The following is a 24,729-nucleotide window of genomic DNA, read 5'->3' as shown; positions in this document are numbered from 1 at the left end:
GCTGATAATGAACAAGTTATTACCCACCTCAAGCGCTGGCAGCCTACCTAAACCGGTATGGTTGGCTGAGCCGGAAACACTGTGGTCACCGTGGAAATTGCACGGTGACGCGTTGATTGATGGTAAGCAAGATGCCCTGCGGGTAGCACTGCATGAGCAGCAAGTCGCTGGTACCGATATTGTCAGCGATGGCGAGCAAACACGACAACACTTTGTGACCACCTTTATTGAGCATCTTAATGGTGTTGACTTCAATAACCGCAAAACTGTGAAAATTCGCGACCGTTACGATGCCAGTGTGCCTTGCGTGGTTGGCCCCGTTTCTCGCAGCAAGTCGGTTTTTGTCGCTGATGCTGAGTTTCTTCGCCAGCAAACCACACAACCGATTAAATGGGCGCTGCCGGGGCCGATGACTATGGTCGACACCTTGTATGACGAGCATTATCAAAGCCGCGAAAAGTTAGCCTGGGAGTTTGCCAAAATACTTAACCAAGAGGCTAAAGAGCTTGAGGCCGCTGGCGTTGATATTATTCAGTTTGATGAGCCGGCATTTAATGTGTTCTTTGACGAGGTTAACGATTGGGGCATCGCATGCTTAGAAAAAGCAATTGAAGGACTGAAATGCGAAACCGCTGTGCATATCTGCTATGGCTATGGCATTAAAGCTAATACCGATTGGAAGAAGACTCTGGGCACGCAGTGGCGGCAATATGAAGAGGTGTTTCCGAAGTTACAAACATCAAATATCGACATAATTTCCTTGGAATGCCACAACTCCCATGTGCCTATCGAACTACTGGCGCTGATCCGAGGCAAAAAAGTGATGGTGGGGGCCATTGATGTGGCCACCCACAGCATTGAAACCCCTGAAGAGGTGGCCAGCACGTTGCGCGCGGCACTGAAATATGTGGATGCTGACAAGCTCTATCCTTGCACTAACTGTGGCATGGCGCCGTTGCCTCGCTCGGTAGCGAGAGCCAAACTCAGTGCGCTCAGTGCCGGAGCCGAGATTGTACGTAAAGAGTTAAGTGCCTCGTAACGGGCTTAAACTAAGCTTGAAAGTATAAGGTAGCTGATGGCGTCCGTTCGCCAGAGGCTACTTTTTTACAACTAGGTATGGCATTGCCGACTTGTACGGTTCATCAGTAAACAAGCTCACTAATCAGAACTTTGCCCTTGATACACTTGCCTAAACTTTTGCGCTTGCCACGTTGGTGCGTCTGGCTGTGCATCCATAACGATAAGGGTTACATAAGCTTTGTAGGTGCCTTGCTTGGACTCATCCACCATCCAAATAACCCAATCGGGTATTGTGTTACTGTTTAAGTCTAAAACGGCTTTCAGTCTGAATTCAAAGTATTGCTGTGGTGTATTTATGAACAGCTGATTGTTTTTATATTGCACTGCCTGTTGAGTAAGAGTTGATAGCGTATAGTTACTCTCATTGAGCTGAGCTCCAAACGAAGAGGGTATTGAGCGTAAGTCTAGTTTAGTTGCTAAGGGAGTTAAATCTGGCAAGGCGAGTTTATTACTAACCAGTTTATTGCTTTTTTGGATTAACCCATGTACTTCACAAGATAAATACTCAGTTTTAGCGAGGTAATTGTCGCTGGTTTCTTTTAAGTGATGTGCTTTTATAAGTGATAAGTAGTCTTCACAGTTACGTGCAACGTCGCCTGAATCGAAGTAAACAGGATGACGAGGCGCGTCTAAAAACGCACTGCCATCGAGGTTGTCCAGAGTGCTTTGGTCTAGGTAGTTATACTGTGCACTCGCACATGAAGAGATAAGCGCGCACACAAGTGTTATCTTTTTCATTTTATTTTTTCCAGCAAATCAGCTTCACTATTTCTTCGAGTTGGATACATATCGCCAAAACTTTTTACTTAAAAACCAATGTTTACATCCGTGGTTTGAATTATATAAAAATAACTGAGTAGCTAATCGGCTATAGGTTATCATGTTATTATAATTGAATGGTTTTTTTCGCTAGTTATTACTTCCAATTAGCTGGCAAATAGGAGCCCTTCAAAATTTAATACAAGAGAGGTTCATAAGGCACGTCATTAATTGCAGAGCCTAGAATGGCAGGTGGGAGGCATTGACATGTTGATTGGTAAGGTATCGATTCTTTCCCTTGTTGCGGGGGCTTTTTTTAACTCCCCTTCAATAGCTGGTGAAACTTCAACTCTAGAACCTAATAAAGCATGGTGGACTGCGAAAAATTTTTGTGCTGAAACGTCTAATTTCATGGAGATTCCGGTATCGGAACTAAATCCAGATTGGGAGTACATTACGGTCTTCGATAAGAGCTATTTCGAGGAGACGTTGCCTGAGTCTCAATATCTGGATATTCAGAGTTCCCCATTAAAGTTCTCCATTCGAGCAAACTTAGATGACGAGCCTAGTGAAGAGCGTGTTATCGTGGGTGTTTATAAAACGAAATCCGCTCAGCAAGGGCGGTTTCTGGCGATTTTACGTGACTCTAGCGTAGTAAAAGTTTTTACTCACCAAGGAGATGCCGGATACAGCAGCCTTTTTTATGATAGTGAGGCTGTGAGATGGTACAAGTGTATGCAGTGTAGTGATTACGACTCTATATTTTGGTCTGGTACAAGCTTTACGCTTAATTAAACCCCGTAAAATGAGAGTGTTGTTTTATATATAATAACGGCTGGCTTTTTAGGGTTGCTAGCCGTTATTATAAAAATTAAAGTAATATAGAATAACTTAGAACTTGAACTCAACTTCAATCACACTCATTTTGCCTTCAACAATGGTGTGCCACTCACCGGTAAAGGTGCCGCCGTAAGAGGCTGCTAAGGTTTCCCCCACTTTTTGCGCTTCATCGTTGCTCCATAGCGGCCCCGCAAGAACGTTTGTTTTGAAGCAGTCTGAGCCAGTGTTTTTCACTTGCAATTCAACTTCCACAACACTCATCTCTCCTTGGACGACAGTGTTCCACTGTCCCGTCCATTTGCCCTGGTGTGCTGCCGCTACAAGGGGCGCTTTATCCTCAGCATCTTTTTGGTCCCAAATTGGACCTGCGGGAATGTTTACTTTAAATGTTGACATAATAATCTCCTTTTTCGATTAAAATCTAATTTTTATTCGTGCAAGGTGTTTGCACATTTTTAAAATTAGCTTTTTTCTGAAAATTGTTTATTACATCAGATAACAATTTATAAAATCATTAAAAAGCAGTATCTTAAATAGGGGTATTTTGTTTCTTTTATTTTTATGGTGTGTACCAGGTTGGTTGTTAGGAAGAGTTGCCTATGAAAAGGTAATGATCAACCGTTAGATCAGAGCAACAAGCTTAGAAGAGAAATGCAGCTCGACAAGCTCTGCCATTTAGAGAATGCCGAGATGCGAAAAAATTTCTACTTTGCCCAAATAGAAAAGTTGCAACTAGCAGTAAGTCCTGTGCACCAACTAGAGCGTATGTTGCCTCCTAACGCCCAAGCCCTGTTTGCGTAGCTACTGTAAGAGTATAAAAATACTTGGGTACTGTCACTGTCGGTTCTGTCAGAAGATATTCCTCCCCTGATATTTTCGTAGCGGCTTCCATTTACACCTTTTACGTAGTCTTGAGTAAGAGCTTCATCTGCATAAGTACCTTTATAAAATCCACATGTATTCGCGGTACCATGGCAATAGGGACCAGTTGCGAATCGTGGTGCTAAACCATCATCAGCCATAATCTTCAGGGTGTTGTTGCCAGAAGACGCGATAGTGTTCAGGTTCTTATCAGAAAACTTAAAAGTTTCTTTCATCATTGGAGATTTATCTGCGCTTACATTTAAAGCCCCTGATTTTACATTGATCCATTCTCCGGTTCTGTTTTGTCCATAGCCCCTCATAACTAGTGTCCAGCCACCATTGGTCATATCGCACCACGTTGTAAGTTGTTCACCATTAACAGCCAGTGTGTATATGCCGTCTCCACTGTGCTCACCTGATTCCAGAAGCTTTGCACATGATGAAAAAGAACTTGTTTTCTGACCTTTAATTATACTAAAAGAGCTACTGGCTATTAATCCTGATTTTCTATTTAATGCTGAATAGTTGAACTTATACTCTCCATTTGGAAAGTATCCAGGGATTTTTATGTGGTTAATGTTTTCATTGAATTCAGAACCAGGATCTAAAGTTAATACATCACCCATAGAGAAGTTATAGATGCTGCCATCTGGGAATGTTAAATAACTATAATAATTAACCTCTGACGTCTGGCTGTCTGGGTTTGATATGTTTTCAGAATAATATACTACACCGCCATCACTGGGCACTATAGGGTCGTAGCTGTTCGGTTCTACATGAGTGGTTATTTTTGACTGAGCGATAAAGCTTGTTGCTGTTAATGCAATGTAAACTAGATTTTTCAATGTGGAATCCTTCCATATTTTTATTTTCCATCTAATTTATTACTTTTTACAACCATAATAAATAGGAACAAAATACTACTTTTTATATTGTAAATCATTTTATTGCAATAGTTTAAATTACCTGTTAATAGTAATTGTTATCATTTGTATTTGCTGCTAGAATGCGCGCGTTTTTTGCTGTATCTCATATAGGGAAGAGATAATGAACGTATTTCAGTTTTCACTCGTAGGTGCTGCCGTAGGCGCAGCGCTGCTGTCGTCTGATGCATCTGCCAACACCTCGTCGTCGCAAGAGCTAGACAAGGTTGAGCGCATTAGCGTCTATGGTCGCCATAACGAACTCGTGCTCAACAGTGGCACGGCAACCAAGTCGAATATGGCCTTGATGCAAACCCCCGCACCCATTGTTGTGGTTGATAAAGCCTTGCTGGATCAGCAATCGGCTGACACTTTGCAAGAAGCGGTGCGTAATGTCTCCGGATTAGCACAAGCGGGCAATAACTATGGTGTCGGTGATAATCTTATTATTCGTGGCCTAGGCGTTAACTACACCTATGATGGCATGTATGGTGGCGCTGATTTAGGCAACGCCTTTAACCCAACGCGGTCGATGACCAATGTGGACAGTGTTGAGGTGCTTAAAGGCCCGGCTACCGGGTTATATGGTATTGGTGCCGCTGGTGGCGTTATTAACCTAATTGAAAAGAAGCCACAAGACCAAGCCCAGTATGAGGTGGCGGTTAATGTTGGGCAATGGCAAAGCTACGGGGTGATGTTTGATGCAACTGGCGCACTCAGTGAGAACTGGGCTTACCGCGCAGTCGTCAATCACCAATCGAGTGATGGTTACCGCGATTTGGGTAGTGAGCGCAGTGAGTTTTATGGGTCATTGCGCTATCAGGCAAGCGATAACCATCGTTTGTTATTATCAACGGCTTATATTGACGATGAAGTGCAGGTAGACTCCGTAGGCTTTCCAGTGCGTATTGTTAACTGGGATAGCATTGACGGTGACTACCCTTTGAGTGGCGCTGATCTCCCCAATGATGCTGCGAGCGAAGCGCTCCAGCTAAATGCCGAGCAACGACAACAACTAGCGCTGAGCATTAAACACAACGATGGGCTTGAACCCTTTGATCTCGGTGATGGCAATGTAATTTCGCCGTTAAGTCGCCCTAATGCTGGTACTGAGCAACGTGTGAAGCTGCGGTGGGATTGGTATCTCGGTGCTAATACAGAGCTTACGCAACAACTGCAATTTCGCGATTATGAGTCCGATTTCGTGCGCCAAACTGGAGCTTACAACTATGTGTATTGGCAGCGTCGAGGCACCATTAATCTAGCGCCGCGTGCACCGCTAATGGTCGATGGTGAACTCTACCCCTATGCAGCGCGACGCCAAGAATATCGCAAGCAGCATGCGCAAGAACAAATGTTTCAGTACTTTGCCGATCTGCAGCATACGTGGGATTGGGGCTCGGTAGTTGGTGAGCACTTACTGAGTGTGAATGCAGAAAAACGCGATATTAGCCTTAAAAGCTGGTCAATTTACGATGCCGATGGCGCCGCTGCGGATGCCAACGCTGTTGATTATATTCTTGATATCCGTAACCCCAACTGGCCAACAGGGCATTTTGAAGACTACAGCCCAGTGCTGCGCAGTCACTATGATAAAAGTGTTGAAGCAGTGGGGATAAGCGGCCAAGAAGTTCTTTATTTAAGTGATGCACTTACAGCGCGTGTGGGCGCAGCCTATACGCGCATTAAGCAAAGTTATCAGCATCGAGGCACTGCGCGAGTACCCGAAGTCAGCCTAGAAAACGACAGTGATGATGCCGGTATGACCTATAACCTAGGCCTCAACTATCAGCTGTCATCGCAATTATCGACCTTTGTGAATATGTCGAAAGGGCGCACGGCCTATAGTATTTTAGGGTCAGTAAGTGAAAACCAAGCGGATAATCGCCCTGATTCTGAATCCGAGTCATTGGATATTGGCGTGCGTTTTACTGCCTTAGAGGAAGACTTACTCGGTTCACTAGTGCTATTTGACACCCGACGCACTAATTTACGCTACGCCAATGAGGCGTTTAACGACAATCCCAATGACCCCGAGTTCAACATCAGTGTGCCACAATATTTTTATGACGATGAGGACTCCACTAAAGGGGTGGAGTTTGATCTGAATATGGCGCTCAGCGAGGTAATGTCCGTCAATGTTAATGGTACTTACCAGGACGCAGTGACCGTGCGTGCAGGCGAGCGCTCTGGACAAATAAAAGGAGTGCCAAGGCGCTTTGCCAGCACTTGGTTACGCTATGATATGAGCGCCTTTGAGCTTGCGCATCCTGTGGTAGTGAATCTCGGGGTGACTTATGTTGATGAGCGCACCATTAATTCCACCGCATTTGGCTTGCCTAAATCCGTGGTCCCGAGCTACGTGCGTTGGGATGCCGCCTTTGCCTACGAGGCAGATAACTACAAAGTCCAATTAAACCTAGATAACCTATTTAATGAGCGTTACTACGAAAAGGCACTTTTCCTAGGCGGCTTGCCCGGAGAGGAAAGGAACCTTGAACTCAGTGTTCATTATCAGTTCTAACTAAGCGCCTTCGGGCGCTTTTTTGTCACTCATGGGTGTTGATAGGGGGGGTTGTAAGACCTTTAGTTAGTTGTTTTTAAAGCACTGTTCTGTCTATGCTAACGGTTGTTTATTCACCCTGCGGAGTCATCCAATAATTATTATGCGACAGTTTAAATACCCTCTGATATTGGTGTTGAGTGCTTTATGGGCCGCTGGTTTACACGCTGAGCCACAACATTCGGGTGCATCTCTTGTGGAGCCTATACAGGAGATATACCCCACATTGATAGGCGATAAGATATGGGTAGCAGGTGGAATTTCTAGCCAGCTGCCAGTGTCTCAAGGGCAAATGACAGCGAGAGTGCATTACTGGTCTCCTGGAGATTCGCACTGGCAGAGCGCACCAGATTTACCCCAAGGGCGTCATCATACCTATCTACAAGCGGTTGGCGATAAGCTGTTTGCATTGGGTGGCTTTATCAACTCCGAAAGCGGCCAGTGGTTTAATACTGGTGACATTTTAATGTTGTCTCAATCAGCGGCGCAGTGGCAGCATGTGGCCACTTTACCTATCCCATTAAGTGAGACGGTTGCAGCAGTTATCGATGGCAAGATACACCTCGCCGGTGGGCGCACACCACATAGCGATAAAAATGGTCAGTGGCAGCATAGCCATGATACTGCACGCCATTTTGTGTTCGACCCTGACACATTTAGCGTCACTGAAGCAGCGCCGCTACCCAGTGCTCGTAACAGCGCCGCAACCGTGCAGATTGATGGACGATGGCTCATCCTTGGCGGGCGCCAAGTCGGTATGCCGCCGATGACGGATGTGTTGGAGTATCAGAGCGAACAAGATACATGGCGACACTTGCCTTCTATGCCACAGCCAAGGGCAGGGCACGCTGCAACAGTCAATGATCACTATGTATCTGTTTTTGGCGGTGAACACGCCGAGGGAGTCTATACCGATGTGCTGCGCTACAACGCTCGTACTCAGCAATGGCATGTGCAAGGACAGTGGCCTTTGGCTCGTCATGGTCTAGGGGCGATTTCCTTAGGCGCACAAACCTGGCTGATTGGAGGGGCTCAGGCGGTCGGTCTGGCAAAAACCAGTGCGCAGGTTAACACCGCCGCTGAGGCCGTGGTAGTAGCGAACGAAGCCACAAGTTCAACGAAATAGTCACGAGCCGGTATGATGTTACCGGCTATAAATGCGTATATTTAGTTATAAAGCGTGAGTATTGGGTGCCATATACGACAAGGTTGTTATTGAATTAGACTAACCTGCTTAGCAGCGGTATCGGTTTGTAGGCCAAAATGGCCAAGAGCGTAAGTAAAAGTAGCAGTTTCATGCCAAATTCGACTGCTGTGAATGCCGTACACGTAGCAACTCCCCGTTGCGCAGATGACCTGATCGGCATAGCTTTTAATGGAATACACTCGGTTTGCGAATTGCTGCCCATATAGACCGTCAAGAAACGGGCTACTCACTGATAGGCCGTGATACCCACAGGTACTGTTCCACACATTGTAAGGATAAACACCGCAACTTAATAAACCGCGCAACGCCCCAGCAATACCGACAAATGCATCGACATCAGCACTTAACCCCAGTTTGTAAACTTGCTGCGCAGCTAGGGTGACACCCATCGAATGGCCAATAATGTCTATTTTTCCACTGCACGATTGGTTGATGGCATCAAGAATTGCTTCGCGCACGGGAAGCTCTTCACTGCCGTTGTGATCGTTGCAGCTGGCGCATGTTTTAGAGCCCCAATTTGGGGCAAAGATTTGTGTATCGGTATAACCTTGAGCATATAGTTGCTCACGGGTGTTGTTCCAACTCGAGGGGGATGATGTGTTGCCATGGACCAAGACGACATTATCGCGACACTGTGCCCAAGCGAATGGACTTAAACCGACCAATAAAGCGATAGCGACAAAAATATGTTTCATGAGTATAAAACCTATTATTAACATAGAGTTTACACGGTATGAAAATGATACGGCGCTGGGTATAGTTCTTTGGTACAGTCAGCCATTATTTATATTCTCAAGCCGGACACATTATCATGAATCTAGAGCCGAGCATGGCAAAGCGAGTGCACACGCAACTCAATAACCAACATGCATTAAAAGCCGCCTTGTACACAAGCATGTGGTGTATACCTATTTTACTGCTGTGGTATGGAACGTTTGCTGTGTTGCCTAAGGCATCTCCTTTGATGTTATTTGTCAGCGGTGCTCTGTTAGGCGTTGCTGTGCGTTATCATGGCAAGGGCTTTATGCGGCGTTTTGCCGTGCTCGCTTTGTTGGCGCACATAATAGTCGTGGGCGTTGCCATCAATATCGGTATTGTCCTTTCAGGCACAATTTGGGGAATTATATTGCTGGCATTGTATGTCAGTGGTGCGTGGGCTGCCGCTTTTTTTGCTCGCAGAAGTGTGCCGTTGACAGACCATCGTGCTTTTTACTTGCTCAGTGAACAGCAGCCACACGCTAGTCGCCAAAAGCTAAAAAATCGTAGTTATGTTGCGTTTCCAGTGCTGCTGCTTGGCGCTTCCTTTTGTTGTGCCGCAACTGCGCTAGCGATTCATGTTGTTCATGGGGCGAGGCTTCAGCAGCAGTGGGCGCAGGACTATCAGCAACAATTAACGCAGCATCGTGAAAAAAGCATAGATGTGACACCACAGGCATTGCAGGGCTTATCTACCGAGCAGGCTTTTTATTACGCTTATAGTTATTACACTGGTCGTGATATGCGCCCTCAAGGGCAAATGCGCGGCGCCTATCCCCACTCACCGTTTAAAGCGCAAACGATCCTGCGTTATTTGCTCCGCTATCGTCAGCAGCCTCGCGCTGCGTTTATCTTGGCTCGCACGAGTGAGGGATCCAAGCGAGGTGAGTATCTCCAACAGGCTGTAAGCTTGGGCGATAACTACGCAAAATTTTACTCAGTGGTTGACTACGGGTGTGGGGGCCATGAAACTCGAGCCAAAGAGCTACTCACAGCGATGGCTTCGCTGACGCAAGAAGGCGCTATTGGCGCTGATATTGATACCGTGTTGCATTATGGGTTCGATGTCATGTGCGCAGACTTTGATAACACCGAATTCCAGTTGCGTTTTATTCGTGATTATCGCCCAGATTTGGATTGATAAAACCAACAGACTTAACTTGTTGAGTTCTGATGCAACATGGCACAGCCATGTTTATCTGTCGAGCAAGAGTTGCTACCCTTTGCGCTTTAAGCGGTAATTGAGAACCTAAAATGATAAACGATAATGACATTATTGATACGCTAGAGGAATTAGAGGTGTTTCTGCGCTCGGTGGAAAGCGGCAAATTAGGCTTAGACAATGCGGCTGGCATTGCCCTGGCGACTAACAATGCCGATGGCCGACCTTTTATTGCGGTACTCGATGACAATCACCAGCTACTACTTGGGCGCTGGGTGACTCAAGAGGTGTACGATAATGGTAAAGATTTAGTGCGTAATGCACCGCAGCAGCGTCATTAAAGACGCGCTGAGGTCAGAGGCTGCCTAGCTAGGCAGCCTCACTTAACAGTTATAGCGCTGTTAAGCTTTGCTTTAGCATGGCTTTAATTTGCGCTACGATTTTCGCTTCCGTTTGTGGCTCAAACTGCGCAATGCGAGGGGTGTGAATATGTCCTGTAGGTACATCTGAATTAAGCTCGTTGCGCAAGCGAATACTGCGGTAAGAGATTTCATTCGATAAGTAGCCACCGCCACCGCCATTGACCGCGATTGCACCTTCCAGCTCGGCCAACGAACTAGGCTTAAATGTCTTCTCTAGAGTGGTTACTTCATGATTATCATTGATTTCATAGGGGCCTTGCGCTTTTTGCATGTGCGCGACTGGCAAACTGAATTCAACAAACTCTGCACCGGGAAGAGGGCGGCCATTAAGGCTGGATATTTTCGGTGCGGTTTGCGTGCCCCCATAAACTATATTGGCGTTATCGGGAGCGGTCACGCTGCGGCGCTTACCTGGAAAGCGCTCTAAATCAAAGTGCTCTCGGCCCATACTGATAGTGACGACCATATCAACGTTGTTGAGCGCGTAGTAGGGCGCTAGCAATGCTTCAACCAGACCTTCATCAAAGTCTTTATAGCGCACCGGGATCATCACGGTGTTAATTTCTGCGCGTATACCCTTGTGGCTGAGCACCTGCCCATCTAATAACAATGCAGCGACCCCTGAAGGATTACTTTGGTCAATGTGTTCATCAAGCAAAAAAGGGTCAAAGCCGGTGATCAGAATCTTTTTCTCAGTGCCCTGGCTGTACGCTAAGTCGTATTGTCCTCGGCTGCCTCGCTCTAGGGTGTTGAGTAAGCTTTGACGCTGCGCATCGCTGAGCGCAAAGTGTGGGTTAGTGGCACGAATAATCTTACTCGACTGTAACCGTGCCCAATACAATGTGCGGTCATCGTAATCTTTTTTCGTTGTGATACGCTGTTTGGCGTTGCGCCACAACTGGTTGGCGTAATCATAAACCACATCCTGAGCACGTTCGAAGCTCTTTAGTTTTTGCCACTGTTGTGCAAACGCGCTTACATCACTGGCAAAGGCGCTGGTTACGTTGGGCATTGCTTCAGCAGCTGCGGGTAGACGCTGCTCTTCCACCGTAAGGTTGGCGGCCAAAGCGGTGGCACAAGAAAAGACTAAACTCGAAGCTAGCAATAGTTTGAACATGATTATCCTATGTAGTTACAGCATTTAAACCGCGTATCACTATCCTACGTCTGAGAGCTGAGCGCAAATAATTCAGCTCTATTGGCGATAAGGCTAAGCACACTTGTTTGAAGTACATTGCCAACGAAAGCAACATAGGCGAGATTATTTTCCTATCGGCAACTTTAATAATTGAGCCTAAGGATGGGATTACCTACAATAGCGCCTACGTTTATTTGTAGAGATACGTCATCATGACCGACAACAGCAAACCTGATATTCCCAATATGCTTTCGATTAACCCGCGCAGCCCACATTACAATGAAGAAGTGCTAAAACACGATATTGGCGTGCGTTTCAATGATAAAGAGCGTAATGATGTAGAAGAGTACTGCATCAGTGAAGGCTGGATTAAAGTAGCCCATCCGAAAGCCCGCGACCGTCGCGGTCAGCCTCTGTTGATTAAAAGCAAAGGAACGGTTGAGGTCTTCTACCGTTAATCCGTTGGGCAGGCCGTTGTGAGCTTGCCTGAACTTTACACACCCCCTTGCTCTGGCGCAGTTTGCAGGCGGCTATTGTTAGCCGCACGCCTGGCAGTTACCCTTTTCGCTTACCGCTGCATTATCAGTGACACTGACAGTGGGCTATCGTTTCTAACTAACTTTCCTTTTTTGCATCCAAAATCAGTGCTTGTCCGTTACCACCTTTGATATTAACTGGTAACAAGGAACAAGCCATGAGGTTTAACACATTACTACTTTCTCTCGGGGCGATTACGGCTCATCCATTGTCGGCTAATGTAGAAACGATCACCGTGTATGGGCACCGCAGTAGCCTTATTGGTGAGTCGATTAGCGCATCAAGTGGCGTGATAGGTCAGGGTGAAATTGATAGCCGGGCCATGTTGCGTAGCGCAGAAATGCTAGAGTTTATACCGGGTATGGCCGTGACACAACACAGCGGCTCGGGTAAAGCGAATCAGTATTTTATTCGTGGTTTTAACTTAGATCACGGCACCGATTTTGCGACCTATATCGATGGCATGCCCATTAATATGCGCAGTCATGGGCACGGTCAAGGTTATACCGATCTTAATTTTATTATTCCTGAAACGATTGCCACCATTACCTATCAAAAGGGCAGTTATCACGCAGAGCAAGGAGATTTCTCCAGCGCCGGCAGTGCCTACTTTCACCTTGCTGATAACCCCACACATCAGCAGTTAACGTTGAGTATTGGTGAGGATAACTATACTCGAGCGGTTGCGATGGCGAGTGTTGCAGCGGGGCAAGGCAAGGTTATTGGCGCTGCACAATGGCAAGGTTATGACGGCCCTTGGCAAGATATCAATGAAGATATCAGCAAGAAAAATGCGTTGCTACGTTATGTAGGCCGCGCTTGGGACGGCGATATGTCTATAACGGCAATGGCCTACGACAATCGTTGGAATGCCGCCGACCAAATACCACGTCGCGCGGTACGCCAAGGAATAATAACAGAGTTAGGTTCTTTAGATAAAACCTTAGGGGGGCATTCCAGTCGCTACAGTGTATCAGCCAATTGGCAAGGGCAACGCGTTAGCGCAAGTGCCTATCTTATTGACTATAAATTGGATTTGTTTTCGAATTTTACTTACTTTCTCAACGACCCCATCAATGGCGATCAATTTCAGCAATATGATGAGCGGGTGATCAGCGGCGCAGCGCTAGGGTATACCTTTTCACAACAGACGCCCTGGCCCATCGAGCACCGCGTCGGGATCACCCTGCGTAACGATAATGTCGGTGAAGTGGGGCTGTATAATACACGTGCGCGTCAGCGTTTAAGTACTGTGCGTGAAGACAGTATTGATGAGCGTAGTTACAGTGCTTATTGGCATTCGCAGATAATCATTAGCTCAAAGCTCGAAGCTAATCTAGGTCTGCGTTATGACTATCTAGAAGCCAATGTGCAAAGTGATAACCCAAGTAACTCCGGCGATGCCAGCGATGACTTATTCAGCGTGAAGGCGAACATAAACTACCTCTTTACGCCGCAATGGGCCGGCTATTTTAATTTTGCTCAAGGGTTTCATTCCAATGATGCTCGCGGAGCAACGATAAATCTAGACCCTATCACCCTGGAGGCGACAGAGCAGGTTGACCTACTTGTACGCAGCGAAGGAGGTGAAATAGGCGTGCGCTATTTCGATGAGCAGCAGTTTAATTTTTCAACCGCTCTATGGTGGTTAGAGTTAGACTCGGAGCTACTATTTGTTGGTGATGCCGGTAATACCGAGGCCAGTGATGCTTCGCGGCGCTATGGTTTGGAGCTGAGTGCTTATTATTGGCTCAATGAGCGCTTTAGTGTTGATATGGAAGCGTCGTTCACGCGTTCGCGCTTACGAAATGGCACTAAGGATGATCGCGTCGAGGGCGCAGTACCCGTAGTGGCAAGTGCTGGTGTCAATTGGCATATCAATGAGTTGTGGTTGAGCTCGTTACGTTTTCGTCATATTGGCAAGCGCATACTCAGTGCCGACGGCGAGCGACGTTCGCAGCCTCTGAGTGTGGTCAATGGGTTGCTCAGTTATCGTCAAACCCACTGGAAAGTGGATGTCGAGCTACTCAACATGTTTAACAGTCAGGATCATGATATTGACTACTACTACAGTTCTCGCTTGCCGGGTGAGGCAGATGAGGGTGTTGCGGATATTCACTTTCATCCCATTGAACCACGGACGTTGAGACTCTCGGTAAGCTGGTTGTTTTAATTGGCGTAAAAATGAGCGCCCAGCTTGGGGCTAGGCGCATTGGCTTTAATCTATGAGCGAAGTGATTGGTTCGGGACCATCAAACAGCTCAAACACTTGGCTCGTTTTACTGTCTTTGCCAGCGATATACACCAGCGCCTCTGCCACGTTCTCGCGAGAGATCACCGCGTCTTGGCGCGACTCTGGGCGCTTGATACGGTATTTTTTGGTCGCTGGTTCATTGAGCAAAGTACCCGGGCGCACGATGGTGTAATCAAGGCTACTGTTTATCAGTTGCTCATCGGCCATGTGTTTGGCTACCAAATAGGGCTTTATGCTGCTTTCAATATTATCAGGTGCGTCGGCACCAATTGAGCTCACCATAATAAAGTGTGCAAGCTTATGATCTTTCGCAAAATCCACGGCCCGCTTTGCAGCCCATAAATCAATGAGTAAGGTTTTATCAGCCCCGGTACTGGCCCCAGAGCCTGCAGCAAAGATCACTTGTGTGCAATTATCAAAGGCAGCGCTAAAATCATTTTCCAAATCTTGCTCAATAATAGTTAGCCCTTGTTGGGGCAAGTCACTTAGCTTGCTTTTATCGCGTACTAAGGCCACGACTTCGTGCCCTTGGGCTAACAGTTTCGCGGTCGTCATTTTGCCGATTTGACCACTGGCTCCGATGATCAGGGTTTTCATATCGCGCTCCTTAAAGTTCTGCTATTTTCCCGTGCCGGTGAGGTCATCACCCACGGCTTAAAAAGGTGTACAGTTAAAACCTTGGGGCGGAGCATATGATTTAAACCCCAAATTATAAAATGGTTGGCATTACTGCATTCGGCCTTTCTTGAATATACTCGGTTGCCAACCCCAATGAATTGCGCCAAGGCGCAGCAGCACAGTGACCAACACAGACCCGATAATGCACCACAGGTAAGCAATATCTAAATGAAATAGCACGGCATAAGTCAGCCCTCCCAACAGACAGGCTGTAGAGTAAAGCTCTTGGCGCATAACGAGAGGGACTTCGGCGCAAATCACATCCCGCAGTAAGCCGCCAAATATGCCTGTGGTCATCCCCATGGTGATGGCCACGATCATATCGGTGCCTTGCAGTAGCGACTTCTCAATGCCGACGATATTGAAAATAGCCATGCCAATGGCGTCAAGTAACAGCATGTAGTAACTCGATACATTGGGAAGGTGGCGGATAAACAACACCGTGATAAAAATAGCGCTGTAGGTGGCATAGAGGTAGTTGGGGTTGTCTATCCAGAATACTGGTTGATTTAGCAACACATCGCGCAGGCTGCCGCCGCCAAGCGCGGTGACTGAAGCAACAACGACGACACCAAAACCGCCGATGTTTTTATCATGGCCTAGCAAAGTACCAGAAATGGCAAAAAATGCGACGCCAATAATGCTTAAAAACTCAAAGTAGTCAGATGTCACCGAAGGCCTCCATTGCAGGTGAAAAAGAGTTCCTGAACAGGCAACGCTAACTAAAGCAAGGTGTATTGATACTGAATGACAAAGTGGGTAGCAGGCCGCAGCAATGTGCGGCCAATGGAATGTTACTTAGTGAGTTTACGAGCGCGAAATTGTCGGCCTTTCATTTTGCCTTCGCTGATCACCTTCAAGGCGGTATTAGCTGCTTTTCGTTCCACTGCGACATAAGCGCTGATCGCCGTGACTTTGATTTTACCTATTTGTGCGCCTTTCACCGCATCCTTTGCCGTCAAGGCACCAAGAATATCACCGGGGCGCAGCTTAGACTTTTTACCACCATCGATTTGAATTGTGACCATAGGCGCACGTTTAACGGGATTACCAAACACGTTGTCGTTAGGTAAGTCTGTTGGCTCCACTGTGGTATTTAGATAATCTTCTAAAGCGTTGACCTTGTGGGATTCTTTATAGCTCATCAATGAACATGCAACCCCTTTATTGCCAGCCCGACCGGTGCGGCCAATACGATGCACGTGCACCTCAGGGTCGTGCGCAATATGGTAGTTAATGACCATATCAACATGGTCAACATCAATGCCACGAGCGGCGACATCGGTGGCAACCAGCACGCTCATGCTTTGGTTAGCAAAGCGCACTAACGTACGGTCACGGTCTTTTTGTTCCAAATCGCCATGCAGTGCACCACAATCAAAGCCACACTGGCGCAGGCTATCGCAGAGCTCTTGGCATTGTGCCTTAGTATTGCAGAAAATAACCGCTGCACTGGGAGCAAAGTGCAATAACAGCTTTTGCGTTGCTTGCATACGCATGGCATTGTCGTCCACCTCGTAGAAATACTGCTCGATAGTGGCATGATCATGGGTGGACTCAACGGTGATTTTTTCCGGATTGTGCATAACATGTTGAGCGAGCTGTTCTATTTTTGCCGGATAAGTGGCGCTAAAGAGCAGGTTCTGTCGCACCGCAGGGCAGTGGTCAACAATGTATTGCAGCGGCTGTTCGAAGCCCATTTCCAGCATGCGATCGGCCTCATCAAGCACAAAGGTATTTACCTCATCTAAACTGAGGCGGCCCTTACGCAAGTGCTCTTCAATGCGCCCTGGGGTACCGACAACAATATGCGCACCATGCTCCAACGACCCAATTTGTGGGCCCATCGGTGCACCACCACATAAGGTTAACACCTTAATATTATGGATTGCGCGTGCTAACTTGCGGATTTCGACCGCCACTTGGTCGGCCAGCTCACGAGTGGGGCAGACAACCAGAGACTGTACTCGAAAGCGCTGTACATTGAGGTTATGCAGTAACCCCAAAGCGAATGCTGCGGTTTTACCTGAACCGGTTTTGCCCTGACCAATGACATCTTTGCCGGCCAAAATAAGCGGCAAGGTTTGCGCTTGAATATCGGTCATCGAGTGATACCCCAATGATGCGAGGTTATCTAACAACGCAGGGGACAGTGGAGTGGAGGAAAAGGGCAATGCAGTCACGGCAAGGTTCATCTTATTGAGTACAAAACGCCATTATAACACGTTCGTGACGATAATAATGAGGGTCAAGTGCTGCCACTTGACCCACCGAACTTTAAAAAGTGGATTTTTGCATATCAATGACAAAGCGGTAATGCACATCGGCGCGCTCAAGTCGTTCAAACGCCTCATTTATCTGCTCCATGGTGATCATTTCCACTTCCGGCAAAATGTTCATTCGCGCACAAAAATCGAGCATTTCTTGAGTTTCAGCAATCCCCCCAATGAGCGATGCGGCAATACGACGACGACCCATGACTAAAGGCACCGTGTTCATTTCGGCCATCGGGCCTACTTGCCCGACTAAGGTCAAGGTGCCATCTATTTTTAGTAGCGGCACATAGGGCGTAACATCGTGTTTTACTGGCACCGTATCAACGATAAGATCAAAGGTGCTGGCGGCCTGCTCTATGCTGTGCTCATCATTGGAAAGTAAAAAAGCGTCGGCGCCCAAGGCTTCGGCATCCGCTTTTTTATGTGCAGAGCGACTGACAACCGTTACATGTGCTCCCATAGCAACAGCAAGCTTCACAGCCATATGACCGAGTCCACCCATGCCAATGACAGCGACATGACTGCCTGGGCCAACATTCCATGTTCTCAGGGGCGAATAGGTGGTAATGCCCGCGCAGAGCAAAGGTGCGGTCTTTGCTAAATCGAGCGCCGCTGGCACAGCGAGTACAAATTCCTCGCGCACCACGATGTTCTTTGCATAACCGCCTTTAGTGATCTCTTTAGTATGGGGGTCTGGGCTATTATAGGTTTGGGTAAAACCGTGCTCACAAAACTGCTCCTCGCCTGCGTGACATTGGCTGCATTGTTGGCAGCTATCGACCATACAGCCTACCGCCACATGATCACCTTTGTTGTAACCTGTAACTTTGGCACCAACCGCAATGACTCGGCCGACGATCTCATGGCCAGGCACACTAGGGTAAAGCGTCCATCCCCAATCATTTTTTACGGTGTGCAAATCACTGTGACAAACGCCACTGTAGAGGATCTCGATGGCGACATCGTCCTCTCGTAACTGCCGACAATTATATTCATAAGGCACCAATGGTGTGTCATGTGAATGTGCAGCATAGCCTGTGGTTTTCATAAAGCCTCCAAAATAATGATAGGGCAGTGATAGACTGCCCTGAGGTCAGCAAATTATAGATGGGTGTTGAAAAAGTCGCCGAGCTTAGCAAATGGGATCAACTCAACACGATCATATAAGTCAACATGGCCGGCGCCTTCAACTAGGTAGAGCTCTTTGGGCTCAGCTGCGCGGGCATAGGCATCTTGGCTAAATTCAATGGAATGCGCTTGGTCGCCGGAAATAAAAAGTAGCGGACGCGGCGAGATCAGTTCCATGTCATTAAACGGATAAAAATTCATAAACTTAGTATTGCTGCTAAGCGTAGGGTGCGTGGTCAGCTCAGGTGAGGAGCTCGCAGGCGTATATTGGCCGCGTGGTGTGCGGTAAAAATCGTAAAACTCTTTAGCTATGGGGTGTGAATCGTCATTGATTTCATGAGGAGTGCCGCCGGTGTATTGAGTTTCACCGCCTGCAAACTCAACGTCACGCTGCGCAGCAGCTTGAGCGATCACTTGTTTACGTTGTGCCAGCGTTTGCGACTGGTTATAAAGGTTGCGAGTGAATGCCCCCATGTTATACATACTCACCGTGGCTATGGCTTTCATACGCGGGTCGATTTTCGCAGCACTGATTGCGAAGCCACCGCTGCCGCATATGCCCAGTACTCCGATACGTTTGGCATCGACATGCTCGTTGGAGCCTAAGTAATCGACTGCGGCACTAAAATCTTCGGCATACATGTCTGGTAGCACGGCATTGCGCGGGCTGCCTTCGCTTTCACCCCAAAATGACAGATCAATGGCCAATGTGACAAAACCCATTTCCGCAAGCTTTTGTGCATAGAGTACGGCACTTTGCTCTTTCACCGCTCCCATTGGGTGACCCACGATAATTGCAGGTTTGCGCTCATTCGCTTGCATGTTTTCGGGCAGGTATAAATTACCGGTAACCTGCATGTGATATTGATTGTTGAATGTAACTTTTTGCATAGAGATACGCTCGCTTTGATAGAAGTTATTGGCTCCGTGACTCACCTGTGCAGTATGGGCATTATTTGCAGCTAGGGTTGCACTTGCCCATAGGGCCGAGCAGATAAGCACGCTAGTGAATGGATTTATAAATGTGGCTTTCATCAGAACCTCCGGTTGTGCAACACAGTGTTGGTGATCACTAGGGTTACCAAGTGCGCACAATGTGTTGCGTTGGTGAGCTCATTATCAGGTAAAGGCTGGTTGTTAAATAGACACAAAGCTGTTCGGTTCTTGCCTAAAAGTATGAGTGATAGGAAAAGGGTTACCGCTGACTATCGAATATCGGGTTACTTTGCAGAGCTAATGTAGACGTTATTCTTCGTTTTCAAGCGCGAGCTACAATCAGGCAATGATGCTGCTGTTTTTGGCATTCTATTAGGCACAAATCATCGTTACTGTAATCACTACTAGGTGTTTTTAGAAACGGGAGAAAACCATGTCAAAAAGTGAAGATATGAGCGTTATCCGGGCGCACCAGAGTGAACCCATAACGGGCCCTGCGGAATGTTTTACCGGCTCGGTAACTATTAATAGTTTATTTAACGCCCCGGCACCATCACGATTAGGTGCTGCGGTTGTTAATTTTGCTGCTGGCGCACGTACACACTGGCACTCACACCCATTGGGACAAATTTTGGTGGTCACTCAGGGCATCGGTTGGACCCAATGTGAAGGGGGTGAGAAAACGCAGATCGGGCCGGGTGATTTGATTTGGTGTAACTGTGGTCGTCGTCACTGGCATGGTGCAACCAGTAGTGAACCGATGCAGCACATCGCGGTGCAAGAGGCGCTGAATGGTGAGGCTGTGCAATGGTTTGAAGCAGTGAGCGATGAGCATTATTTGGCGCCTGTAGTTAAGGCCAGTGAAGCACCTTAGTTAACCTTTAATTTGCTGGCGCTGCGCAGCGATATCGCGTTTGGGGGAAGTGCCGAACAAACGCGAATATTCGCGAGAGAATTGCGATGGGCTTTCGTAGCCCACCTTGTAAGCCGCACTTGAAGCATCGAATTGCTCGCCGAGCATAAGCCGACGGGCTTCAAGCAAGCGCAAGCGCTTTTGATATTGCAATGGGCTCATGGCGGTGAGTTGGCGAAAATGATGATGGAAGGTGGACTTGCTCATTTGCGCCATGTCGGCCAGCTCATCAACACTTTGGTGTTCTTGGTAGTGTGTTTTCAGCCACTCGATGGCACGTGCTACTCGCAGCCCCTGGCTGCCAGCAGAGACCACTTGGCGTAACCGTGCCCCTTGCTCACTGATCAGCACCCGCCAGAACATCTCACGCTTGATAAGCGGCGCCAATACCGCCTGTGAATCGGGTTCATCGAGCAGCGCAACTAAGCGCAGGCAAGCACCGAGTAAGGTCGTGGTCATAGTCCCCAGTACCATGCCCTTGTCATGCTCGCTGGGGGGCTCTTTTTGCAGTGGCGCTTGAACGATTAGCTCGCTCATCACCGCCAAATCAAACTTAAGAACAAGGCCTAGATATGGTGCTTGGTCGTTCGCCTCCAACACTTGCATTCTTGCCGGTAAATCCAGTGATGTAATGAGAAAGTGATAAGGGTCGTAACGAAACTCTTGGTCCCCTAAGGTCATGCTTTTCGCACCTTGCACCACCAGAGCAATGCTTGGTTCAACCACACACAATGAACACGAATCGGCGGGCTCTGTTTGGCGATAAAATGCCAACCCTTCAATCGCGGTTTCTTGCATCGCTTGGCCCTGATTGTGGCGTTCGATCATTGCAGCCAACTCATTGCTGATGGCACTGATACGGTTTTGCTCTGTGTTCATAGTCTTGTCTACGGCGATGGAGTGGGTAACTGTGAGTGTAATGCACAGAATAAAGCTTGCCTAGAAATTGTTCTGTACACTCAGAGTTATAGGCAAGTAAAGCGGAATAATATACTACCGAGATAGGCTGAACTCAGAAAAAATAGATGCAATCGACAGCGCAAATCACAGCTGTTGATTACACCTACTTAATCTGAGGAGATGACCTATGAAAGCGATTATTCCGACGTTGATGTTAATTATTGGCCTGACAATGGCGACTCAGGCCATGGCACAAAGCGCTCCTGAGGCGCAAATCAGCGTACAAGTTAACGGTAGCCAGTTACCTCTGCAGGGGCTTGAGCAATACTTTAGCGGCGCGGTGCGCGTGGAACCCCTATTTCAGCCGCAACCACAGACCCGTGCCGGCGGTGCGAATGTGACGTTCGAGCCCGGCAGTCGCACACATTGGCATACTCATCCACGAGGGCAAACGTTAATTGTTACCTCGGGTCAGGGTTGGGTACAGCAGTGGCAGGGTCGGCGTTTAGTGATTGAGCCTGGTGATGTCGTACACATCCCTGCGAATGTGAAACATTGGCATGGTGCGACTGCGCGCACGGCAATGACACATATGGCTATTCAAGAGTCGCACCAAGGCAGTGTCGTGACTTGGATGGAGGCCGTGACCGATAAGCAGTATCAGCCTTAGGTGCGGGGGCTTATGCATATTAGTTTAACTATAGGCGAGACAGCATTGACTGGCACCCTGCTGGATACCCCTGCGGCACGAGATTTCTATGCCCTATTGCCTTTGCTGGTGTCGCTCAGTGATTTTGCTCAAGCAGAGAAAATTGCCAATTTACCGAAGGAGTTGAGTTTATCCGAAGCCCCAGCAGGTTGTGCAGGTGAGCCTGGAGATATCGCTTACTATGCTCCTTGGGGGAACTTGGCGATTTTTTATCGCCACACCGTCTACGCCAAAGGGTTGGTGAAGCTAGGCGCGTTAACAGGGGATCTCTGTGCACTATTGGCAATTGATGATACTGTGTGTATTCGAGCGCAATAAGCAATGATAGCGAAGCACCAGGCATTTTTTGTCGCCGCGAGTATACAAATTTTGGTGTTTGCTTGCGCCGGCGCGCCAATTTCACTCTTTAATGTATATCGTGCGCAAGATGGCCTTTCGCATAGCGACTTAGGCTGGGTTTCACTAGCCTACTTTATTGCTGCTGCACTGGCTTTATTGGTATTTGGAAGGTTATCAAATCATCTCGGTCGCAAGCCTATGGCCGTGGCAGCGCTACTGTGTGTCTTACTTTCTTGTGTCACTATGATTGCCAAGCAAACCTCGCTTGCGCTGCTCATTGCACGAGCCTTACAGGGATTTGCGTGCGGTGTGGCTGCAAGTTCCGTAGGTGCTTATGTCACCGATTTGGGAAGCTATAGACGTAAATCATGGGTGGCACTGATCACCAGTTGTGCACCCATGATAGGTATCCCTTTGGGAGCGGTAAGCTGTGCCTTACTCGTGAACTATGCTCCTGCGCCAAAATTACTCATTTACACCTTGATAGCCACTGTGGCGGTGATGCTACTTGGACTACTACTTCAATGCGAGGAAACGGTGCAGCGTAAAGGCAATGTGCGCTCAGCACTAACGCCTGATTTCTACATGCCCAAAGCAGCATTGAGGCCGTTTGTCACTTTGTCAGCTGTGGTGGTGGCTACTTGGTCTATTGGTGGGTTCTACCAAGCGTTTGGGCCGGAAATTGTCGCCACTGCGCTGGGCAGTGATAATGCCCTTATCAGTGCGTTGGCATTTTCCTCAGTGATGGTGCTCACCCCCTTGGGTGGGGCGCTCGCGGGCAGGTTCGTTGCCCAGCGCGCGATTGGGGTGGCGATGTTGATTTTAGTAACGGCCCTTATGGTTATTGCCTGTGCGCTCTATTTCGGTTGGCTCGAAGTCTTTTTGGCTGCGAGCTTGAGTGTGGGGATTGCGCAAGGGGTTGCCAGTAGCGCGGGAATGTCTGTGTTGATGGCAGATATTAGCCGAGAACATCGCGCAGGGATGCTGGCAAGTGTTTACATGGTCTCGTATTTGGGGGCGGTGTTGCCTGCTTTAGTTGCGAGTATCGCTGCTAACTATGTGGGTGTATTTACTTTATTTTGTGGGTACGCAGTGCTTGCCGGTATTACCGCGCTAATCGCTCTACTTAGCTGCACTCTTCATAGCGCTAACAGGGCAGAGCCCAGCAAACCCACTTAATAATGGGTAAGTTTATATAACCTATGTGTTACTAAGCCTGTGTTACGGCGCGTCGTGCTTGCCAAAATGAGGCGTCAGCAAAGCGTTGATTGCAACCGTAATGCTGTGCATGAAGCGCTATATATTGATTAAAATCGGCAAAAACACGCTGCTCATAAGCCAGTAAAGCCTCTTCACTGCCATATTGGAAACACTCAGCAATGGCTTTACCTGCGAGTTCACCATGTATGAGCGCTTTGGTAATACCGGCAGAGGAGATGGGATCGTAGTTACTTGCGCTATCGCCTACTGCCAGCCAGTTGTTACCAATAACCTTACTAAGAATACCTGAGCTTACGCGCCGCTTTGTTATATGTATCTCATTAGCGCTGTAATTACGTAAGTGGTTAAACCCATACTGAAATAACCCGTTTTCGCAGGCCCGACATAAAAATTCGTAACTGTTATCAAGACCATATTGAGCAACATTATCGCGGTCGGTACATAACATTAGCATCAATTGCTTACCAGGTAAGGCTGCGCCATACCACCATCCATAAGGCTGTGCCTCAACCACAGTACGCTCACTGCATGAAGGCGATTGCTCAACTGAGACAAGCGCACTGAGATAGAGCACTTCATCGAAGGTGTTTTCTGCAACTTCTAAAGTACGGGTCAGGCGGCGCTGCTGAGCGCTCGCATCCACCACAAAGCGGGCATGGTATACTTTCTTGTCACTCCCAAAGTGTACAGACAAGCGAAAGCCAGTGGTACTTGCAGCGACAGCGTTAACTTTTGCACCACGTAATAATGTGACACCCAGTTGGCAGGCATAAGTACTTAGGTCATGTTCAAAAAGCTGTCGATCTAAATGATATCCTTGGCCTGTCAGGGCAAAGAAAAAGTCATTAAAGCCAACTTGTTCATTATGCCATCGCGAAATCGACCCTGGGCAAATGAGGTGCTTAGATAAAAGCTCCTCTGAATGCTCGCCAAGTATTCGCCTAAGCACCTCGTTAGCAGCTGGTGGAATAGTTTCACCAAGCTTTGCTTTGGCACTGGTTGCGGCATCAACGAGTGTAACAGTCAAATGTGGTGCCTGCTTTTTGATTGCGATTGCAGTGGCAATCCCAGCAGGCCCAGCACCAATGATCAAGACATCGTCAGTCATAGTTAATCCTTAGCCG

The 24,729-nt window shown here is 47.7% G+C and carries 24 protein-coding genes; 12 read left to right on the top strand and 12 right to left on the bottom strand.

Features of this window, described 5'->3' with window-relative positions:
- Positions 1–7 precede the first annotated feature (7 nt).
- Complete coding sequence (locus tag MHM89_RS16345; RefSeq protein WP_239409241.1) at positions 8–1,039, top strand: methionine synthase; 1,032 nt, start codon at positions 8–10, stop codon at positions 1,037–1,039.
- Positions 1,040–1,158: 119 nt separating this feature from the next.
- On the opposite strand, the gene MHM89_RS16340 is transcribed toward MHM89_RS16345, so the two are convergent.
- Positions 1,159–1,818: a hypothetical protein gene (locus tag MHM89_RS16340; RefSeq protein WP_239409240.1), complete on the bottom strand. Its 660-nt coding sequence runs from the start codon at positions 1,816–1,818 to the stop codon at positions 1,159–1,161.
- 288 nt (positions 1,819–2,106) lie between these two features.
- Here MHM89_RS16340 and MHM89_RS16335 point away from each other — a divergent pair, with 288 nt between their 5' ends.
- Positions 2,107–2,634: a hypothetical protein gene (locus MHM89_RS16335; RefSeq protein ID WP_239409239.1), complete on the top strand. Its 528-nt coding sequence runs from the start codon at positions 2,107–2,109 to the stop codon at positions 2,632–2,634.
- A 96-nt stretch (positions 2,635–2,730) separates the two neighbouring features.
- Here the strand turns inward: MHM89_RS16335 and MHM89_RS16330 are convergent, their stop codons facing one another.
- Both MHM89_RS16330 and MHM89_RS16325 read right to left on the bottom strand, forming a co-directional pair.
- Positions 2,731–3,075, bottom strand: coding sequence for a mannan-binding lectin (locus tag MHM89_RS16330; protein ID WP_022946214.1), 345 nt, complete (start codon positions 3,073–3,075; stop codon positions 2,731–2,733).
- 308 nt (positions 3,076–3,383) lie between these two features.
- A complete protein-coding gene (locus MHM89_RS16325; RefSeq protein WP_239409238.1) occupies positions 3,384–4,388 on the bottom strand; it encodes a fibrinogen-like YCDxxxxGGGW domain-containing protein in 1,005 nt (334 codons plus the stop codon).
- A 202-nt stretch (positions 4,389–4,590) separates the two neighbouring features.
- Between MHM89_RS16325 and MHM89_RS16320 the strand changes: the two genes are divergently transcribed.
- The gene (locus MHM89_RS16320; RefSeq protein ID WP_239409237.1) at positions 4,591–6,990 is read left to right on the top strand and encodes a TonB-dependent receptor; all 2,400 of its coding nucleotides are present in this window, start codon (positions 4,591–4,593) and stop codon (positions 6,988–6,990) included.
- A 142-nt stretch (positions 6,991–7,132) separates the two neighbouring features.
- Positions 7,133–8,155 (top strand): kelch-like protein, encoded by a 1,023-nt coding sequence (locus MHM89_RS16315; protein WP_239409236.1) that lies wholly within the window; start codon positions 7,133–7,135, stop codon positions 8,153–8,155.
- Positions 8,156–8,241: 86 nt separating this feature from the next.
- Here the strand turns inward: MHM89_RS16315 and MHM89_RS16310 are convergent, their stop codons facing one another.
- On the bottom strand, positions 8,242–8,931 hold the full coding sequence (locus tag MHM89_RS16310; RefSeq protein ID WP_235419775.1) for an alpha/beta fold hydrolase: 690 nt from the start codon (positions 8,929–8,931) through the stop codon (positions 8,242–8,244).
- A gap of 116 nt (positions 8,932–9,047) precedes the next feature.
- Here MHM89_RS16310 and MHM89_RS16305 point away from each other — a divergent pair, with 116 nt between their 5' ends.
- Together MHM89_RS16305 and MHM89_RS16300 are read left to right on the top strand one after the other, a co-directional pair.
- Complete coding sequence (locus MHM89_RS16305) at positions 9,048–10,133, top strand: hypothetical protein (protein WP_239409235.1); 1,086 nt, start codon at positions 9,048–9,050, stop codon at positions 10,131–10,133.
- Between the two features lie 113 nt (positions 10,134–10,246).
- Positions 10,247–10,495, top strand: a complete 249-nt coding sequence (locus MHM89_RS16300; protein WP_239409234.1) for a hypothetical protein — start codon at positions 10,247–10,249, stop codon at positions 10,493–10,495.
- Positions 10,496–10,544: 49 nt separating this feature from the next.
- Here MHM89_RS16300 and MHM89_RS16295 read toward each other — a convergent pair whose 3' ends face one another.
- Positions 10,545–11,693 carry a hypothetical protein gene (locus MHM89_RS16295; protein ID WP_239409233.1) on the bottom strand — a complete coding sequence of 383 codons (1,149 nt, stop codon included), beginning with the start codon at positions 11,691–11,693 and terminating at the stop codon, positions 10,545–10,547.
- A 233-nt stretch (positions 11,694–11,926) separates the two neighbouring features.
- On the opposite strand from MHM89_RS16295, the gene MHM89_RS16290 reads away from it, so the two are divergent.
- Both MHM89_RS16290 and MHM89_RS16285 read left to right on the top strand, forming a co-directional pair.
- Complete coding sequence (locus MHM89_RS16290; protein WP_022945333.1) at positions 11,927–12,172, top strand: DUF3297 family protein; 246 nt, start codon at positions 11,927–11,929, stop codon at positions 12,170–12,172.
- Positions 12,173–12,408: 236 nt separating this feature from the next.
- Entirely contained in the window at positions 12,409–14,424 is a 2,016-nt protein-coding gene (locus tag MHM89_RS16285) for a TonB-dependent receptor (protein ID WP_239409232.1), read from the top strand.
- 45 nt (positions 14,425–14,469) lie between these two features.
- On the opposite strand, the gene MHM89_RS16280 is transcribed toward MHM89_RS16285, so the two are convergent.
- From MHM89_RS16280 to MHM89_RS16260, 5 genes are all read right to left on the bottom strand, one after another.
- Positions 14,470–15,102: an SDR family oxidoreductase gene (locus tag MHM89_RS16280; protein WP_239409231.1), complete on the bottom strand. Its 633-nt coding sequence runs from the start codon at positions 15,100–15,102 to the stop codon at positions 14,470–14,472.
- Positions 15,103–15,231: 129 nt separating this feature from the next.
- Positions 15,232–15,855 carry a trimeric intracellular cation channel family protein gene (locus MHM89_RS16275; RefSeq protein WP_045978255.1) on the bottom strand — a complete coding sequence of 208 codons (624 nt, stop codon included), beginning with the start codon at positions 15,853–15,855 and terminating at the stop codon, positions 15,232–15,234.
- A gap of 122 nt (positions 15,856–15,977) precedes the next feature.
- On the bottom strand, positions 15,978–17,378 hold the full coding sequence (dbpA, locus tag MHM89_RS16270) for an ATP-dependent RNA helicase DbpA (protein WP_022945329.1): 1,401 nt from the start codon (positions 17,376–17,378) through the stop codon (positions 15,978–15,980).
- 82 nt (positions 17,379–17,460) lie between these two features.
- Positions 17,461–18,507, bottom strand: a complete 1,047-nt coding sequence (locus tag MHM89_RS16265; protein ID WP_239409230.1) for an NAD(P)-dependent alcohol dehydrogenase — start codon at positions 18,505–18,507, stop codon at positions 17,461–17,463.
- 53 nt (positions 18,508–18,560) lie between these two features.
- Positions 18,561–19,622 carry an alpha/beta hydrolase gene (locus MHM89_RS16260; protein ID WP_239409229.1) on the bottom strand — a complete coding sequence of 354 codons (1,062 nt, stop codon included), beginning with the start codon at positions 19,620–19,622 and terminating at the stop codon, positions 18,561–18,563.
- 334 nt (positions 19,623–19,956) lie between these two features.
- Between MHM89_RS16260 and MHM89_RS16255 the strand changes: the two genes are divergently transcribed.
- Positions 19,957–20,397: a cupin domain-containing protein gene (locus MHM89_RS16255; protein WP_045978252.1), complete on the top strand. Its 441-nt coding sequence runs from the start codon at positions 19,957–19,959 to the stop codon at positions 20,395–20,397.
- Here the strand turns inward: MHM89_RS16255 and MHM89_RS16250 are convergent, their stop codons facing one another.
- The gene (locus MHM89_RS16250; protein ID WP_239409228.1) at positions 20,398–21,315 is read right to left on the bottom strand and encodes an AraC family transcriptional regulator; all 918 of its coding nucleotides are present in this window, start codon (positions 21,313–21,315) and stop codon (positions 20,398–20,400) included.
- Between the two features lie 208 nt (positions 21,316–21,523).
- Between MHM89_RS16250 and MHM89_RS16245 the strand changes: the two genes are divergently transcribed.
- Genes MHM89_RS16245 through MHM89_RS16235 form a run of 3 tightly spaced genes read left to right on the top strand, consistent with a single transcriptional unit; the run spans position 21,524 to position 23,563 of the window.
- Entirely contained in the window at positions 21,524–22,006 is a 483-nt protein-coding gene (locus MHM89_RS16245) for a cupin domain-containing protein (protein WP_239409227.1), read from the top strand.
- 12 nt (positions 22,007–22,018) lie between these two features.
- Complete coding sequence (locus tag MHM89_RS16240; RefSeq protein WP_239409226.1) at positions 22,019–22,363, top strand: cyclophilin-like fold protein; 345 nt, start codon at positions 22,019–22,021, stop codon at positions 22,361–22,363.
- A 3-nt stretch (positions 22,364–22,366) separates the two neighbouring features.
- A complete protein-coding gene (locus MHM89_RS16235) occupies positions 22,367–23,563 on the top strand; it encodes an MFS transporter (RefSeq protein ID WP_239409225.1) in 1,197 nt (398 codons plus the stop codon).
- A 31-nt stretch (positions 23,564–23,594) separates the two neighbouring features.
- On the opposite strand, the gene MHM89_RS16230 is transcribed toward MHM89_RS16235, so the two are convergent.
- A complete protein-coding gene (locus MHM89_RS16230) occupies positions 23,595–24,713 on the bottom strand; it encodes a tryptophan 7-halogenase (protein ID WP_239409224.1) in 1,119 nt (372 codons plus the stop codon).
- Positions 24,714–24,729 lie beyond the last annotated feature (16 nt).

This window comes from Pseudoalteromonas sp. CNC9-20 (genome assembly GCF_022347875.1).
GTDB classification, from domain to species: domain Bacteria; phylum Pseudomonadota; class Gammaproteobacteria; order Enterobacterales; family Alteromonadaceae; genus Pseudoalteromonas; species Pseudoalteromonas ruthenica.
This window is presented reverse-complemented; position numbering and strand designations above follow the sequence as displayed.

Bases quoted from the DNA above. Each gene is read 5' to 3' on its own strand.
- MHM89_RS16345 (WP_239409241.1), top strand. From the start codon at position 8: ATGAACAAGTTATTACCCACCTCAAGCGCTGGCAGCCTACCTAAACCG.
- MHM89_RS16340 (WP_239409240.1), bottom strand. From the start codon at position 1,818: ATGAAAAAGATAACACTTGTGTGCGCGCTTATCTCTTCATGTGCGAGT.
- MHM89_RS16335 (WP_239409239.1), top strand. From the start codon at position 2,107: ATGTTGATTGGTAAGGTATCGATTCTTTCCCTTGTTGCGGGGGCTTTT.
- MHM89_RS16330 (WP_022946214.1), bottom strand. From the start codon at position 3,075: ATGTCAACATTTAAAGTAAACATTCCCGCAGGTCCAATTTGGGACCAA.
- MHM89_RS16320 (WP_239409237.1), top strand. From the start codon at position 4,591: ATGAACGTATTTCAGTTTTCACTCGTAGGTGCTGCCGTAGGCGCAGCG.
- MHM89_RS16315 (WP_239409236.1), top strand. From the start codon at position 7,133: ATGCGACAGTTTAAATACCCTCTGATATTGGTGTTGAGTGCTTTATGG.
- MHM89_RS16310 (WP_235419775.1), bottom strand. From the start codon at position 8,931: ATGAAACATATTTTTGTCGCTATCGCTTTATTGGTCGGTTTAAGTCCA.
- MHM89_RS16305 (WP_239409235.1), top strand. From the start codon at position 9,048: ATGAATCTAGAGCCGAGCATGGCAAAGCGAGTGCACACGCAACTCAAT.
- MHM89_RS16300 (WP_239409234.1), top strand. From the start codon at position 10,247: ATGATAAACGATAATGACATTATTGATACGCTAGAGGAATTAGAGGTG.
- MHM89_RS16295 (WP_239409233.1), bottom strand. From the start codon at position 11,693: ATGTTCAAACTATTGCTAGCTTCGAGTTTAGTCTTTTCTTGTGCCACC.
- MHM89_RS16290 (WP_022945333.1), top strand. From the start codon at position 11,927: ATGACCGACAACAGCAAACCTGATATTCCCAATATGCTTTCGATTAAC.
- MHM89_RS16285 (WP_239409232.1), top strand. From the start codon at position 12,409: ATGAGGTTTAACACATTACTACTTTCTCTCGGGGCGATTACGGCTCAT.
- MHM89_RS16280 (WP_239409231.1), bottom strand. From the start codon at position 15,102: ATGAAAACCCTGATCATCGGAGCCAGTGGTCAAATCGGCAAAATGACG.
- dbpA (WP_022945329.1), bottom strand. From the start codon at position 17,378: ATGAACCTTGCCGTGACTGCATTGCCCTTTTCCTCCACTCCACTGTCC.
- MHM89_RS16265 (WP_239409230.1), bottom strand. From the start codon at position 18,507: ATGAAAACCACAGGCTATGCTGCACATTCACATGACACACCATTGGTG.
- MHM89_RS16260 (WP_239409229.1), bottom strand. From the start codon at position 19,622: ATGAAAGCCACATTTATAAATCCATTCACTAGCGTGCTTATCTGCTCG.
- MHM89_RS16255 (WP_045978252.1), top strand. From the start codon at position 19,957: ATGTCAAAAAGTGAAGATATGAGCGTTATCCGGGCGCACCAGAGTGAA.
- MHM89_RS16250 (WP_239409228.1), bottom strand. From the start codon at position 21,315: ATGAACACAGAGCAAAACCGTATCAGTGCCATCAGCAATGAGTTGGCT.
- MHM89_RS16245 (WP_239409227.1), top strand. From the start codon at position 21,524: ATGAAAGCGATTATTCCGACGTTGATGTTAATTATTGGCCTGACAATG.
- MHM89_RS16240 (WP_239409226.1), top strand. From the start codon at position 22,019: ATGCATATTAGTTTAACTATAGGCGAGACAGCATTGACTGGCACCCTG.
- MHM89_RS16235 (WP_239409225.1), top strand. From the start codon at position 22,367: ATGATAGCGAAGCACCAGGCATTTTTTGTCGCCGCGAGTATACAAATT.
- MHM89_RS16230 (WP_239409224.1), bottom strand. From the start codon at position 24,713: ATGACTGACGATGTCTTGATCATTGGTGCTGGGCCTGCTGGGATTGCC.